A 14,849-nucleotide genomic window follows, 5' to 3' on the forward strand; every position below is an offset into this window, starting at 1 on the left:
ATGTTATAGTTACAGCTATATTCAGACAAGCCTCAACGCCGGTTAATTCGAGTAAAAAATATGTTTTGTGTGATCTACAGAAGCCCGTTACGTGACCAGACTTATCTCTATGTTGAAAAAAAGGACGATTTTTCGCGCGTTCCGGAAGAATTGCTGAAAGGATTTGGCAAGCCGCAACTGGCGATGGTGCTGAAGCTGGCGGACCGCGACAGGCTGGCTAACGCAGATATCAATAAAGTTAAGCAGGGATTGAGCGAGCAGGGTTATTATTTACAGCTTCCACCGCCGATTGAAAGTCTGCTAAAAATTCATTTAGAGGCCGATAAAAAAGTTTAACTCGGATTCTTCTGTAAATATAAATCCTGTCGGTGCGATACTGCAGGGTTAATATTGCTCTGAAGCTGCGCAAAATTAACGGCGCAGCTTATCTGTTTACCCCTGTTTAAATACCCAGTCCACATTTTCACATCTTATTTGTACGATTATTCAGCACGCCAGGGGCATCGTTTACGCTTTTTGACAAATTCCGCACCCCGGATGGTTAAAAGGATCTTATTATCACGCTCTGTTGCTGGCATTTCGATCAACGCATCAGCAAACATCAACCCGCCAGCCGCGCTGGCACAACACCTAACCTGAACAGGGGATGAGCATGTATCAGCATCATAACTGGCAAGGCGCTCTGTTAGATTTTCCGGTCAGCAAAGTGGTTTGCGTCGGCAGTAATTATGCAAAACACATTAAAGAGATGGGCAGTGCGACCCCAACCGAGCCGGTAATCTTTATCAAACCGGAAACAGCGCTATGTGATTTGCGCCAGCCGCTCTCTATTCCCGACGCCTTTGGCGAAGTTCATCACGAAGTAGAACTGGCGGTGCTGATAGGTGCGACGCTGAAGCAGGCGAGTGAAGAACACGTGGCTAAGGCGATTGCAGGCTATGGTGTGGCGCTGGATCTGACGCTGCGTGACCTGCAGTCCGGGTTGAAAAAAGCGGGCCAGCCATGGGAAAAATCCAAAGGCTTTGATAACGCCTGTCCCATCTCCGGTTTCATCCCGGTAGCCGAATTCAGTGATGATCCACAGAATGTCGAGCTTAAGCTGGTGGTAAACGGAGAAGTGCGTCAGCACGGCAACACAGCCGATATGATTCACAAAATTCTGCCGCTGATTGCACATATGAGCCACTATTTTACGTTGCGTGCAGGCGATGTCATTCTGACCGGGACACCTGAGGGTGTGGGTCCGATGCGCTCGGGTGACAAGCTGGACGTGTCGCTGGCGGGTCACGGCATCAGCACGCGCGTACTCTAAAAACTTGCATCACCGCAGCATAGGCTTTATAAGGTGCGTTTCAGGCACAACCCGGACAAATCATCATGACTGACACCCCTTTCTGGCAACAAAAACGCCTGGCACAAATGAGCGATGAGGAATGGGAATCCTTATGTGATGGTTGTGGCCAGTGTTGCCTTAACAAGTTGCAGGACGCTGACACGGATGAGATTTACTTCACCAACGTCGCCTGCAATCAGCTCAATATTAAAACCTGCCAGTGCCGTAACTATGAACGCCGCTTCGATTTAGAAGAGGATTGCATCAAGCTTACGCGCGAAAATCTGACTACCTTCAACTGGCTGCCGCGCACCTGCGCCTACCGGTTGCTGGGCGAGGGCAAAGGATTGCCGGTCTGGCATCCGCTGCGGGCTGGTTCGAAAACCGCGATGCATGCGCAGCGAATTTCGGTGCGTTATATTGCAGTGCGGGAGAGTGAAGTGCGGGACTGGGAAGATCACATTATTGATCGTCCCGATCGCAACGGCTAAGCGCTACTGCCTCATCTGAAACGTAAAAAGGCTGCCACTGGCAGCCTTTTTTGATCTCAGCAACGTTTCGTGTCAGCGACTAAAGAGATCGCGACGCTTAGGTTTGAAAGGCTGGGCAATCAGTACCAGCACTGCGACCAGCAGATAACCGGCAAATACCCCTATCATCCACTGCGGCATGCTGAGCGTCAGGAAAGTCCAGCTACGTTCTGCGCAGTCACCGCTGGCCAGAAACACCGACGGCAGCCACTTATCCAGCGGTAATCCGCTGGGGAAACGGGCGGCAAAATCACAGGTAGTAAACGGGTTTGGATGCAGCTGAATCATCGTGTGTTCATAAGAGAGACGCAGACCCTCCCAGGCACTGTAGATCCATAACGCCAGAGCGCCCAGACGCAGCGGTGATTTCGGTGCAATCGCACCCACCAGACCCGCGCCCAGTACACCAAACAGCGCATTACGTTCATAAATACACATCACGCAGGGCTTTAGTCCCATCACGTGCTGAAAGAAGAGTGCCGTTAATTCCAGTGTAAGCGCTGTCAGTGCCAGTAATAACCAGGCTCCCCGACCACGAGAACATTGATTCAGATATCGCAACATATTGCATTCCCTGTAAACGTTAATGCCACGCAGTGTAAACCAAAAGCGCGGGCAAACCAGCCAGGGACAGGGAAAAATCGTGTGCAAACATGGCCTGATTCTGATCCAGAGCAGGTTACATGAGGATAAGCGGAGGCCCTCAGGGTTTTGCCTGCTCAGTAAACAGCTTGAAGGTGGGGACGTTAAGAAAACCCGGCTGCGATCGACAGGAAGCGAAACGGCAAGCGCAGGCCATCCGGTACCAGCATGCTGTACTTTCAGGATGTTTTTCTGCTGGTTTTTGAGACTGAATGTTCCCGCGCAGAAAAACGTGCACCCGGCCGTCGCCTTATAACAGTTGCACTCGTCGCCAGCCAGTCTGAAATATGCGCCCGCGCCCGGTTTTAATGGTTACGCAGGCTATATCCGCTATAGGGCGTCTGGTATGATGAGTCCCCATCATGATTAGAAAAGCAACGAGAACACATTGCTATGGTTATAAAGGCTCAGAGTCCAGCGGGATTTGCTGAAGAGTATATTATTGAAAGCATCTGGAACAGTCGCTTTCCGCCCGGATCGATTCTTCCTGCTGAGCGTGAGCTTTCTGAATTGATTGGGGTGACACGCACTACATTGCGTGAAGTGCTGCAGCGCCTGGCACGTGACGGCTGGCTGACGATTCAGCACGGCAAACCGACGCGCGTGAACGATTTCTGGGAGACATCTGGCCTGAATATTCTGGAGACGCTTGCCCGCCTTGATCACGACAGTGTGCCGGTGCTGATTGACAACCTGCTGTCAGTCCGCAGCAATATTTCATCAATTTTTATCAGCCGTGCGCTGCGCCATCATCCGGACAAGGCGCGTGAAGTGCTGGAGACGGTAAGTGCCGCGGCCGATCAGGCGGATGCCTATACCGAACTCGACTATCGGGTGTTCCGCGGTCTGGCATTTGCATCAGGTAATCCGATTTACGGTCTGATCCTCAATGGCCTGAAAGGCCTCTATACCCGTGTAGGTCGTCACTACTTTTCCAGTGCGGAAGCGCGTCAGGTTGCGCGTGATTTCTATCTGACACTTCTGGCGCTGTGCGACAAAGAGCCAGGACAGGATGAGATTGTAGAGGTGGTGCGCAACTATGGCCGCCGCAGCGGCGAAATCTGGCACAGTATGCAGAAGAACCTGCCAGACGACCTCGGCAATAAGCGATAAAAAAACCGGACATCGCGTCCGGTTTTTTTATGTTTAGCCTGTCAGAGCGATGAACCGCGCGGCGGATTACGATCCAGTAACTCAACGCTGCCATCTTCGTTCTGCTGTTCCAGAATCACATCAAATCCCCACAGACGATGCACATGCTTCAGCACCTCGCGACGACTCTTATCGAGCGGCGTCCGGCTCTGCGGCACATAGCGCAGAGTCAGTGAACGGTCACCGCGCACATCCACGTTATAGACCTGAATGTTGGGTTCGAGATTACTCAGGTTGTACTGCGCAGAGAGCTGCTGGCGAATTGCCCGATAGCCTGCTTCATCATGAATAGCGGCGATTTCGAGATAGTTATTGCGGTCATCATCCAGCACGGTAAACAACCGGAAGTCACGCATCACTTTCGGCGACAGGAACTGGCTGATAAAACTCTCATCCTTGAACTCACGCATCGCAAAATGCAGCGTTTCCAGCCAGTCTGAACCGGCGATATCCGGGAACCAGTAGCGATCCTCTTCGGTCGGTGACTGACAGATGCGCTTAATATCCTGCATCATCGCAAAGCCTAAGGCGTAAGGGTTGATGCCGTTATACCACTGACTGTTATAGGGTGGCTGAAACACGACGTTAGTATGGCTGTGCAGGAACTCCATCATAAAGCGTTCAGACACTTTGCCTTCGTCATAGAGGTGATTCAGGATGGTGTAGTGCCAGAAGGTCGCCCAGCCTTCATTCATCACCTGGGTCTGTTTTTGCGGATAGAAATACTGGCTTACCTTGCGCACGATGCGCAGAATCTCACGCTGCCAGGGCTCCAGTAGCGGAGCGTTCTTCTCCATAAAGTAGAGCAGGTTTTCCTGCGGCTCAGAAGGGTAGCGCGCGGCTTCAAAGGCCACGGCTTCTGTTTCACGCCGTGGCAGCGTACGCCACAGGGTGTTCACCTGGCTCTGCAGATACTCTTCGCGGCTTTTCTGTCGCGCCTTCTCCTCCTGAAGGGAGATTTTTTGCGGGCGTTTATAGCGATCAACGCCATAATTCATCAGGGCATGGCAGGAGTCGAGCAGCCGCTCGACTTCTTCGACGCCATAGCGCTCTTCGCAGTCACTGATGTAGTTTTTGGCGAACAGCAGGTAATCGACAATCGATCCGGCATCCGTCCAGCTGCGGAACAGATAGTTATTCTTGAAGAAGGAGTTATGGCCATAACAGGCATGCGCCATCACCAGCGCCTGCATGGTCATGGTGTTCTCTTCCATCAGGTAGGCGATGCAGGGGTTGGAGTTGATAACGATTTCATAGGCCAGACCCTGCTGACCATGCTTATAGCGCTGCTCGGTCTCAATAAACTTTTTACCGAATGACCAGTGTGAATAGTTGATGGGCATGCCAACGCTGGAATAGGCATCCATCATCTGTTCTGAGGTAATCACTTCAATCTGGTGCGGGTAGGTATCAAGCCGATACAGTTTAGCAACCCGGTCTATCTCTGCTAAATAGACATCAAGCAGTTCAAATGTCCAGTCTGGTCCGTCATTGAGTCGTTTGCTGTCTCTGATGGCTTCGTCAAAGATCGTCGTCATAGCGCACCTCTTTTTTGCAAACCGGCTGACCCGAAAGACAACCCGTTCTGGTTATTTAAGGCTTCATCCTGAAAAAGGGAACCCGAAAAAAACTGAGCGAACACAACAATGATAGCCCACTGTCGCTTATCCGAAATGCGAACTCAAACGAATTCTTTGGCACAAAATCATTCAGACAGATGCGGCAGAGAAATTAATAGCCTTTAATTCGAACGTTATTTTATAACGCGGAATATCATCCTGTTTATAAGCAGAATGTATGGGGTTGAAGCATTCTCCTGCCATGCGCAGATTTAACTGCCTCCGTTGTCATTTATTTCTGTGTTTATGGAATAAGACGCATAAAGCGCTGAAATTGGCTGTGCGACAAGATTTTAGTTACCTGAAAAGTGAAAAAGATGTGAAATAGATGCTGAATTTATGGGGTGGTGTCCGCTGTGTAAATCCGCTGACTATCATCTCCTGAACAGTGAATTATGCTTTTACATGCCGGGTGGGGGAGCTATGCACGTAGTCATTCTTGGAAGTGGTGTGGTTGGCGTGGCAAGTGCCTGGTATCTGGCGCGTGCCGGACATCAGGTTACGGTCATTGATCGTCAGCCTGCTGCGGCGATGGAGACCAGCGCAGGAAATGCTGGTCAGATCTCACCGGGTTATGCCGCGCCCTGGGCGGCACCAGGCGTGCCGCTGAAAGCAGTGAAGTGGATGTTCCAGCGTCATGCGCCGCTGGCTATCCGGCTGGATGGCAGTAGTTTTCAGCTGGAGTGGATGTGGCACATGCTGCGTAATTGCGACATCAACCATTATCAACAGAACAAAAGCCGCATGGTGCGGATTGCCGAATACAGTCGTGACTGTCTGAAAGCGTTACGCGCTGAGACCGGCATCGCCTATGAGGGTCGTCAGGGCGGAACATTGCAGCTTTTCCGCACGCAGCAGCAGTTCGACAGCGCCAGTAAAGATATTGCGGTGCTCCGCGACGCGGGCGTGCCCTATGAGCTGCTGGAGGCGCATGAGCTGTCTCGCGTGGAACCGGCGCTGGCGGCAACCCAGCATAAACTCACTGGTGGACTGCGCCTGCCTAACGATGAAACCGGTGACTGCCAGCTCTTTACGCAGCGACTGGCAAAAATGGCCGAAGAGGCAGGCGTGGTTTTCCGCTTTAACACCCCGGTCGATCACCTGCTGCGCGATGGCAATCGCATTTATGGTGTGAAGTGCGGCGAGGAGATCATCAAGGCGGACAGCTATGTAGTGGCCTTTGGTTCCTACTCGACCGCACTGCTGAAAAACGTCATTGATATTCCGGTCTATCCGCTGAAAGGCTACTCACTCACTATTCCGATTAAAAATCCTGAGGCTGCACCGGTTTCGACGATTCTGGATGAAACCTACAAAGTGGCGGTGACCCGGTTTGACGATCGTATCCGCGTCGGCGGGATGGCGGAAATTGTTGGTTTTAACACCAGACTCACCGAAGCGCGGCGGGAAACGCTGGAGATGGTGGTCAGTGATCTCTATCCTGAAGGCGGTCATCTCGCGCAGGCGAGTTTCTGGACCGGTCTGCGTCCGATGACGCCAGACGGTACGCCGATTGTCGGTGCCACGCCACTCTCCAATCTTTATCTCAATACCGGTCACGGTACGCTGGGCTGGACGATGGCGTGTGGTTCTGGTCAGTTGCTGGCCGATCTCATCTCCGGTAAAAAGCCAGCCATTGCGGCGGATGACTTAGCGGTGTTCCGCTACTTACCCGGTTTCGCGGCGACCTCATCGCCGCTGCGTAACGCCAACGCAACTCGTTAAGTATTCAGGGAGAGAGAGGATGTCACGTCCGATTGTCGCTACCATTAACCAACAGGCGCTTCGTCATAACCTGACGGTTGTTCGCCAGGCGGCGCCCGTATCCCGCGTCTGGTCAGTGGTGAAAGCCAATGCTTATGGCCATGGCATTGATCGTGTACGCGAAGCGTTATCTGCCACCGACGGCTTTGCGCTGCTTAATATGGAAGAAGCCATTCTGCTGCGCGAGCAGGGCTGGAAAAAACCGATTCTGCTGCTGGAGGGATTTTTCCAGCCAGAGGATCTGCAGCTGATTGACCGCTATCGCCTGACCACCAGCATACACAGTAACTGGCAAATCAAGGCGCTAGCCAGTGCGAGCCTTTCTGCGCCGATTGATATCTATCTCAAAATGAACAGCGGCATGAACCGTCTGGGCTTTCGCCCGGAGCAGGTTTCTGGCGCCTGGCTGAAGCTGCGGGCGCTGAGCAATGTTGGTGAGATGACGCTGATGGCCCATTTTGCCGATGCCGAAAATCCGCAGGGCCTGATTACACCGCTGCAGCGTGTTGATCAGGCGGCGGAGGGGCTGAACTGCCCGCGGTCGCTCTCGAATTCCGCCTGCACCTTATGGCATCCTGAAGCGCATTTTGACTGGGTCCGGCCCGGTATTATTCTGTACGGTGCGTCGCCCAGCGGTGACTGGCAGGACATTGCCGGCAGTGGCCTGAAGCCAGTGATGACCCTGAGCAGTGAGATTATTGCGGTTCAGCAGTTACAGGCGGGCGATGGCGTCGGTTACGGCTACCGTTATCACGCCAGTACGTCGCAGCGGATTGGCGTCGTAGCCTGTGGTTACGCCGATGGCTATCCGCGCCATGCCCCGACGGGCACGCCGGTCTGCGTCGATGGCGTGATGACGCAGGTGGTTGGTGCCGTTTCCATGGATATGATCACGGTGGATTTAACCCCCTGTCCGCAGGCGGGCATCGGTTCTTCTGTTGAGCTGTGGGGTGAGCAGGTGAAAATCGATCAGGTGGCAAAAGCGGCCGGAACGGTAGGGTACGAACTGATGTGTGCGCTGGCACCCCGCGTCCCGGTCACGGTTATTTAAGCGCGGTCAGGCTGCCGCGCATCTTTCTGCTGCAGCGCCAGGCGATAAAGGCCAGCGCTGCACCCAGCAGCATCATCAGACTCAGCGACAGCTTCTCCGCCACCGGCAGCGCGACGGTCACCAGGCTGCCTGCCGCACCACCGGCCATCTGAATAAAGCCCTGCAGGGCGGACGCCACGCCCGCCTGTTGCTGATAGGGCTCCAGCGCATAGCTGGTGGCCGGTCCCACCGTAAAGGCCAGTCCGGCCACCGACACGGCGACCGGGAACATGTAGAGCGCCCAGTGCGTCTGCATCTCCGCCGGGAAAATCTGCATCCCTGCCACCAGCAGCACCGCGCCCAGCAGCATGGTGAAGAATCCCATTGCCAGGCAGAACGGCCGACCTGCTTTACGAATCGCTTTATTCACGAACATACTGACAAACATGATCCAGAAACCGTTAGCGCCGAACGCAAACGAGAACTGGATCGGCGTCAGCCCGCCTTCGGTCATTAGTACCTGCGGTGCCAGCGACACATAGGTCAGCACCATACCCAGCGCACCGGCATTGGCAAAGGCGAAGGCCAGGAAGCGCGGCTGACGCAGAATTTCAGCGTACTGTTTAACCGGTAATCCTTTTACCCGCAGCGTATCAGCCGGACGTGTTTCTGGCAGCCATATAATCACCAGCAGCGTAATCAGCACGCCGTAGGCGCAGAGGAACCAGAAGGGTGCGCGCCAGTCGAAGGCGCTGGCCAGGAGTCCGCCCAGCAGCGGTGCCAGGGCTGGAACGATGTTCAGTGCACCGTTCAGAAAACCATAGGCGCGGGCGGCATCATCACCGCTGAGGCGGTCGCGGACGCCGCTAAAGGCGACTACCGCGCTGCAGCAGACGCCACAGCCCTGCACCAGACGGGCAAGGACGAATAGCGGAAATGAGGTGGCGGTAGCGGCGATGGCGCTGCCGGTGATGTAAAGGCCCAGCCCCAGCAGGGCAATCGGCTTACGGCCATAGTTGTCCACCAGCGGACCGGTCACCAGCTGGCCCAGTCCCATCACCAGCAGAAACAGAGGAATGGTGGTCTGTACCAGTGAGACCGGCGTATCCAGCCCTTCAGCGATTTGCGGCAGCGTGGGCAAATAGAGATCAATGCCTAAAGGTGCCAGCAGCACCAGGCTTAATAACAGCAGAGTAAATTTTTGCATAACAACCAGAGGGTAAACGTTCTGTTAAAAAACGAGCGCAGAGGGTAATGATTCAGAGGCAAAAAAGATAGAGGAAGTCGTGCGGAAAGTGCGATGCCTGCTGTAAACAGGCATCGCAGGGTCTTGCTTAGTAAGCACCGTCGCGGCGTAGCACCACGCCTGCGGTTTTGAACAGGATCGCGATATCGGTCCAGAGCGCCCAGTTTTTGACATACCAGGAGTCAAAATAGACGCGGGTATCATAGTCGATATCGTTACGTCCGCTGACCTGCCAGAGGCCGGTCATGCCTGGCTTGGCCATCAGGTAGTAGTCGACGTCACCGGCATAACGCTCCAGTTCAGCTTCGATGACCGGACGCGGGCCGACCAGACTCATCTCACCGCGAATCACGTTCCAGAGCTGCGGCAATTCGTCGAGGCTGGTTTTACGCAGGAAGCTGCCAATCCGGGTTACGCGCGGGTCATTCTTCAGTTTGAAATCTTTGTCCCACTCCATCCGTGCCTCTTCACTGGTCGCCAGCAATTTCTCCAGCACCTCTTTGGAATTGGTCACCATGGAACGGAATTTCAGACATTTGAATTTTTTGCCATTCTGGCCCACACGTTCGTGACCATAAATTGCATTGCCGCCGTCACGTTTCACCATATAGCAGAGCAGGGCGAAGATTGGGCCAAGGAACAGCAGCAGCATCGACGCTACGACGATATCAAAGGCACGCTTCATGAAACGTGAGGAGTGCTTCGCCAGGTTATTGCTGACTCGCAGGATCATCACTTCATGACTGAAGATAAAGGACATGTCGGTGCCGTAAAGCGGCACGCCGCGCAGCGTCGGGATCACCGAGACGGACCGGCAGTTCATCTTCGACAGGAATTTCAGCCAGCGATCGCGCATCGGCTGCTGCTCATACTCCATGGCAACAATAAACTGCACATTGTCACGGTCAATGGTCTGCCAGTTAATGTCTTTCCAGGTGATCACTGGCACACCATTCACGCTCTGCTGAGCAGGAACCTCATCCACCGAGATAAAGGCCTGCACGTTGTAGCCCAGGATCTCTTCACTCTGCAGCGCCGCATACGCTTCAGTGGCGTTGCGGCCGGAACCGATAATGATGGTCTCTTTCTGCCACTGGCCCGCCTTGTTAATGGCACGTTTAACCAGAGCACGCATCAGCGGCAGCAGCAGCAGGGCATATGTCCAGCTGAAGACCCACACCATGCGGGAGAAGTCCCATTTAGAGAAGGCGATAAGCGCCAGGTCAAGCAGCGAGAAAACAAATAATGTTTTAACGATCTCTTTCAGTTCAAACCAGAAGGGTTTGCGATAGGTGTAATGGCGCAGACGTACCCAAAACCAGCCGGTACACATGACTGACATAATAAACTGAGCCACAAAACGATATTCAATCTGATGCGGTGGAATAAAGGTATCCAGCTCGCCCCAAATACCCTGTATCGTCGCGGCAGATAAAAACAGCGCCAGGTTGAGTGCAATCAGATCGGAAAAACTCAGGGCGAATTTCACGATGATATTTTTACGCGTTCCGCTCCACGAGCGGCTCGGGCTATTCATTATCAATGTACTTGCCATAAAACCTGCTCTCTTTCTCAAGTAAAAGATGGCCTGATCAGAATCAAATACGCGCTCAGGAGTGGGCCTCTGAAAAATTAAAAAATAATTTTCAGTCTGTTGCAGTCAGTACAGCCAGTGCAGCTGCAAAAAAGGTAACGATTAAAGCGTGATGGTAATCACGAAATGTTGCAGCATTGAGAATGAGTATGCAGGAGTTATTTGACAGAGTTAATACGGAAAAAATCTGAAAACATCAAAAGTGATTAAAGTTTTAAATCTATAACTACATGTTTTTGTTTAATAAAATAAGGAAGAGGTCAGTTATAACCAAACTGTTTAAGACACTTTTTAGGAATTACCGCCAAATCATATGACTGGCGGTAGTGATAGTGACTCAGGCAGGTTTCTTTAAAATCCAGCGGTCCTGCTGTTTATCGTAGTGGCCAATCTGCAGATTCACTGGCTCCCCGTCAATCCAGGCCGGTACGCTGGTATCACGATCCCAGCCATCGAGTTGGGTAATTAAGCCGGGATTGGTGTGACAGGGGATACTGACGGTGTCGGCGTTCTCACTGTCAAGATCGGCATCTACAATCTCATAACGACCAATTTTAACCACGTGTCCCATTCATTTCTCCCGTTTTAACTGGCATTGACTGTTAAGCTTAGCGCACTGAGAGAAAATAACGTGGCTGAATGATTAGGATTATTCCTTCTCTTCAGCCGGACGGACACCAATCTTTACGATGCGGTTATCCTCTTTCTCCGCGACGGTCCAGGTCAGCTGATTCCACTCCACCTGATCGCCGACGACTGGCGAGCCACCCAGCATCGCCAGCACCAGTTGCCCCAGCGACTGCTGATCGTTGGTGCGCTCATCCAGCTCGAGTCCGTAAATCTGCGCAACGTCGCGCAGGCGGGCCTCTGCATCCAGAATAAAGTCACCAAAGAAGCGCTGGTCGAGCGAAACCGGCGGCGACTGGCTAAACATTTTGCCCAGCGCCGGAAGATCGCGCTCACGGCCAATCACGCAGATGACGTCGTTCTCTTTCAGCCGTGTGCCGCCGTTGGGGTGCATCAGTACATTGTCACGGAACAGGGCAGCGATGCGGGTCTCGCGCGGCATCTTTAGGTCACGCAGCGCGGCACCGACGCACCACTTGTCGGCGCTGAGCTGATAGACAAACTGCTCCCACGGGTTTTCCGGGTGAATGTCCAGACCGATACGGCTGATCGGCGAGGCGGTCGGCGGCACCACTACTTTGGCTTTTTTCGCCGCAAAGCCCAGCGAGGTACCCTGCAACATCAGGGAGACCAGCACCACAAAGAAGGCGATATTGAAATAGAGCGAGGCGTTCTCTAAGCCGGCCATCATCGGGAAGACTGCGAGGATAATCGGCACCGCACCGCGTAAGCCGACCCAGCTGATAAAGACCCGCTCGCGGGTGGTGAAGTTGCGGAATGGCAACAGGCCAATAAACACCGACAGCGGACGCGCCACCAGAATCAGCCACAGGGAGAGGATCATCGCGGGTACCGCGATATGCCATAAATCAGACGGCGTCACCAGCAGACCCAGCACAATAAACATGCCAATCTGGCTCAGCCAGGCCATCCCATCAAAGGTCTGCAGAATGCCGTGACGGTTACGAATCGGGCGGTTGCCCAGTAAGAAGCCGCACAGATAGACCGCCAGGATGCCGCTGCCCTCTAACACGGTGGTGAGGGCAAACACCAGAATGCCGCCACTCAACGCCAGTAGCGGATAAAGCCCTGGGGCCAGACTGATCCGGTTAATCAACTGCTGCAGCGCCCAGCCACCACCCAGGCCCAACACGATACCCAGACCGAACTGCTGCACCAGATGCACCAGGAACATCCAGTCAAGGCCGCTGCGGCCCTGTTCAATCATCTCTATCAGGGTGATGGTCAGAAACACCGCCATTGGGTCGTTACTGCCCGACTCAATCTCCAGCGTAGAGCTGACGCGCTCATTCAGGCCTTTGTCACCCAGCAGGGAGAAGACGGCGGCGGCATCTGTGGATCCGATAATGGCGCCAATCAGGAAGCCCTGCATCATGTCCAGGTTAAATAGCCAGGCGGCCACCACGCCGGTCAGACCTGCGGTGATCATTACCCCGACAGTGGCCAGCGACAGCGCAGGCCCCAGCGCGACTTTAAACGAGCTGGCTTTGGTTCGCATGCCACCATCCAGCAGGATGATCGCCAGTGCCAGGTTTGAAATCAGATACGCCGCGGGATAGTTATCAAAGGCGATGCCGCCGATACCATCAATACCGGTCAGCATACCCAGTGCAAGGAAGATAACCAGAATAGGAATGCCCAGCCGGGACGAGAAAGAGCTGAGCAGAATACTCGATGCGACCAGCACGGAACCAATGATAAACAGACTGTAGACAATAGTGTGGTTCAAACCCGGTCTCCTGAGATATGACAGTGCGATGCAGCAAGGGGTGACAAATATCCATGCTATCTCTGAAAGATAATGTTTTATCAAGGAGTTGTCATTGTGAAAATGCGTATTATACGAATTGCTTAACAGCATATGGAATCAGATTAATGTGAAGAATGAGGGGATTGGCAGGCAAGCGGGAGAAAACAGACTGTTTTAGCATGTTATTCAGCAGATAAAAAAAGCCGGTGATTAACCGGCTTAGTGCATCAGGCTTCCGTTGCCTGTTTATGGAACAGCGTTCGGAATACCGGATAGATATCTTCCGGCTCACGAATATGTTCAATGGCAAAGTTATCAAACGTCGCCTGCAGATGCTCATACTCGCGCCATAGGGTCTGATGCGCCCGGCGGGTGATCTCGATATAACTGTAGTAACGCACGACCGGCAGAATGTGCTTCGCCAGAATCTCATGACAGAGCGGCGAATCGTCGGCCCAGTTATCACCATCGGAGGCCTGAGCTGCATAGATATTCCATTGCGCCGGGTCATAACGCTCTTTTACTACCTCATCCATCAGTTTCAGCGCACTGGAAACGATGGTGCCGCCGGTCTCCTGAGAGTAGAAGAACTCCTGTTCATCCACTTCTTTAGCCTGCGTATGATGGCGGATATAAACCACATCGACATTCTTGTAGGTGCGGCTCAGGAACAGGTAGAGCAGGATATAGAAGCGTTTTGCCATGTCCTTAGTCGCCTGGTCCATCGAACCGGAGACATCCATCAGACAGAACATCACCGCCTGGCTGGAGGGCTCCGGGCGCTTCTCAAAGTTTTTGTAGCGCAGATCGAAGGTGTCGATAAAGGGCACCCGTTCAATGCGCGCCCGTAACTCGGCAATCTCTCTACGCAGCCGTTCCTCCTCCAGCAGTTGTGCCGGTTCAGCATTCTCAACTTCCTGCAGCGTCTCTTCCAGTTCGTGCAGCATGCGGCGTTTACCTGCCGTCATCGCCGTACGACGCGCCAGTGAGTTCTGCAGTGAGCGCACAACGCTGATATTGGCTGGCACGCCATTAGAGGTGAAACCGGCCCGGTGGGTCTTATACTCATTAAGCTGACGATGCTGGTTGCGACGCAGGTTAGGCAGGGCGAGATCTTCAAACAGCAGGTCAAGATACTCATCTTTCGATATCTGAAAGACAAACTCATCCTGACCTTCACCATCCTGACTGGCATTGCCCTGACCACTGCCGCCACCACCGCCACCCTGCGGACGCTCAACGCGGTCATTCTGAACAAAATGGTCGTTGCCCGGATGGACCCGATGGCGGTTACCGCCGCGGCCCTGATGGAAAATGGGCTCATTAATATCGTCAATCGGGATAGAGACGGACTCACCGCTGCTTACGTCGGTCACCGAGCGTTTATTGATGGCCTCGGAGATCGACTGCTTAATTTGCGACTTATAACGGCGCAAGAAGCGCTGGCGGTTAACCGCGCTCTTGTTTTTGCCGTTAAGCCGGCGATCGATGAAATAGGCCATGGTATTCCCCCAAACTACATTGTAAGCAGGCCGGGCGAA

Annotated in this window: 13 protein-coding genes; 6 read left to right on the forward strand and 7 right to left on the reverse strand. The window is 53.5% G+C overall.

From position 1 onward, the window contains the following. Positions 1–60 precede the first annotated feature (60 nt). The 3 genes from K6R05_RS08470 (at position 61) to ycgN (ending at position 1,824) form a co-directional block, all read left to right on the forward strand. Positions 61–336, forward strand: coding sequence for a YcgL domain-containing protein (locus tag K6R05_RS08470; protein ID WP_161734038.1), 276 nt, complete (start codon positions 61–63; stop codon positions 334–336). 316 nt (positions 337–652) lie between these two features. Continuing rightward, positions 653–1,312: a fumarylacetoacetate hydrolase family protein gene (locus K6R05_RS08475; RefSeq protein WP_222925393.1), complete on the forward strand. Its 660-nt coding sequence runs from the start codon at positions 653–655 to the stop codon at positions 1,310–1,312. Positions 1,313–1,377: 65 nt separating this feature from the next. Continuing rightward, entirely contained in the window at positions 1,378–1,824 is a 447-nt protein-coding gene (gene ycgN / locus K6R05_RS08480) for a cysteine cluster protein YcgN (RefSeq protein ID WP_222925394.1), read from the forward strand. Between the two features lie 72 nt (positions 1,825–1,896). Here ycgN and dsbB read toward each other — a convergent pair whose 3' ends face one another. Then, positions 1,897–2,427, reverse strand: a complete 531-nt coding sequence (gene dsbB, locus K6R05_RS08485; RefSeq protein WP_222925395.1) for a disulfide bond formation protein DsbB — start codon at positions 2,425–2,427, stop codon at positions 1,897–1,899. A gap of 471 nt (positions 2,428–2,898) precedes the next feature. Between dsbB and fadR the strand changes: the two genes are divergently transcribed. Next, positions 2,899–3,618 carry a fatty acid metabolism transcriptional regulator FadR gene (fadR, locus tag K6R05_RS08490; protein WP_013358075.1) on the forward strand — a complete coding sequence of 240 codons (720 nt, stop codon included), beginning with the start codon at positions 2,899–2,901 and terminating at the stop codon, positions 3,616–3,618. Positions 3,619–3,659: 41 nt separating this feature from the next. On the opposite strand, the gene K6R05_RS08495 is transcribed toward fadR, so the two are convergent. Beyond that, entirely contained in the window at positions 3,660–5,195 is a 1,536-nt protein-coding gene (locus K6R05_RS08495; protein ID WP_033732860.1) for a SpoVR family protein, read from the reverse strand. A 504-nt stretch (positions 5,196–5,699) separates the two neighbouring features. Between K6R05_RS08495 and K6R05_RS08500 the strand changes: the two genes are divergently transcribed. Together K6R05_RS08500 and dadX are read left to right on the forward strand one after the other, a co-directional pair. Beyond that, positions 5,700–7,001, forward strand: coding sequence for a D-amino acid dehydrogenase (locus K6R05_RS08500; protein WP_013358073.1), 1,302 nt, complete (start codon positions 5,700–5,702; stop codon positions 6,999–7,001). Positions 7,002–7,020: 19 nt separating this feature from the next. After that, the gene (dadX, locus tag K6R05_RS08505; protein WP_222925396.1) at positions 7,021–8,091 is read left to right on the forward strand and encodes a catabolic alanine racemase DadX; all 1,071 of its coding nucleotides are present in this window, start codon (positions 7,021–7,023) and stop codon (positions 8,089–8,091) included. Here the strand turns inward: dadX and K6R05_RS08510 are convergent. From K6R05_RS08510 to K6R05_RS08530, 5 genes are all read right to left on the reverse strand, one after another. Then, complete coding sequence (locus tag K6R05_RS08510; protein WP_222925397.1) at positions 8,084–9,277, reverse strand: multidrug effflux MFS transporter; 1,194 nt, start codon at positions 9,275–9,277, stop codon at positions 8,084–8,086. The genes dadX and K6R05_RS08510 overlap by 8 nt on opposite strands. Positions 9,278–9,404: 127 nt before the next feature. Further along, positions 9,405–10,871: an undecaprenyl-phosphate galactose phosphotransferase WbaP gene (wbaP, locus tag K6R05_RS08515; protein ID WP_161734028.1), complete on the reverse strand. Its 1,467-nt coding sequence runs from the start codon at positions 10,869–10,871 to the stop codon at positions 9,405–9,407. Positions 10,872–11,247: 376 nt separating this feature from the next. Beyond that, positions 11,248–11,481 carry a DUF1480 family protein gene (locus tag K6R05_RS08520; protein WP_013358069.1) on the reverse strand — a complete coding sequence of 78 codons (234 nt, stop codon included), beginning with the start codon at positions 11,479–11,481 and terminating at the stop codon, positions 11,248–11,250. Positions 11,482–11,559: 78 nt separating this feature from the next. Then, positions 11,560–13,287, reverse strand: coding sequence for a potassium/proton antiporter (locus K6R05_RS08525; protein WP_161734026.1), 1,728 nt, complete (start codon positions 13,285–13,287; stop codon positions 11,560–11,562). A 248-nt stretch (positions 13,288–13,535) separates the two neighbouring features. Further along, positions 13,536–14,810, reverse strand: a complete 1,275-nt coding sequence (locus K6R05_RS08530) for a YeaH/YhbH family protein (RefSeq protein ID WP_222925398.1) — start codon at positions 14,808–14,810, stop codon at positions 13,536–13,538. Between the last annotated feature and the right edge of the window lie 39 nt (positions 14,811–14,849).

Origin of the sequence: Pantoea alfalfae (genome assembly GCF_019880205.1) — a bacterium.
Taxonomy (GTDB): domain Bacteria; phylum Pseudomonadota; class Gammaproteobacteria; order Enterobacterales; family Enterobacteriaceae; genus Pantoea; species Pantoea alfalfae.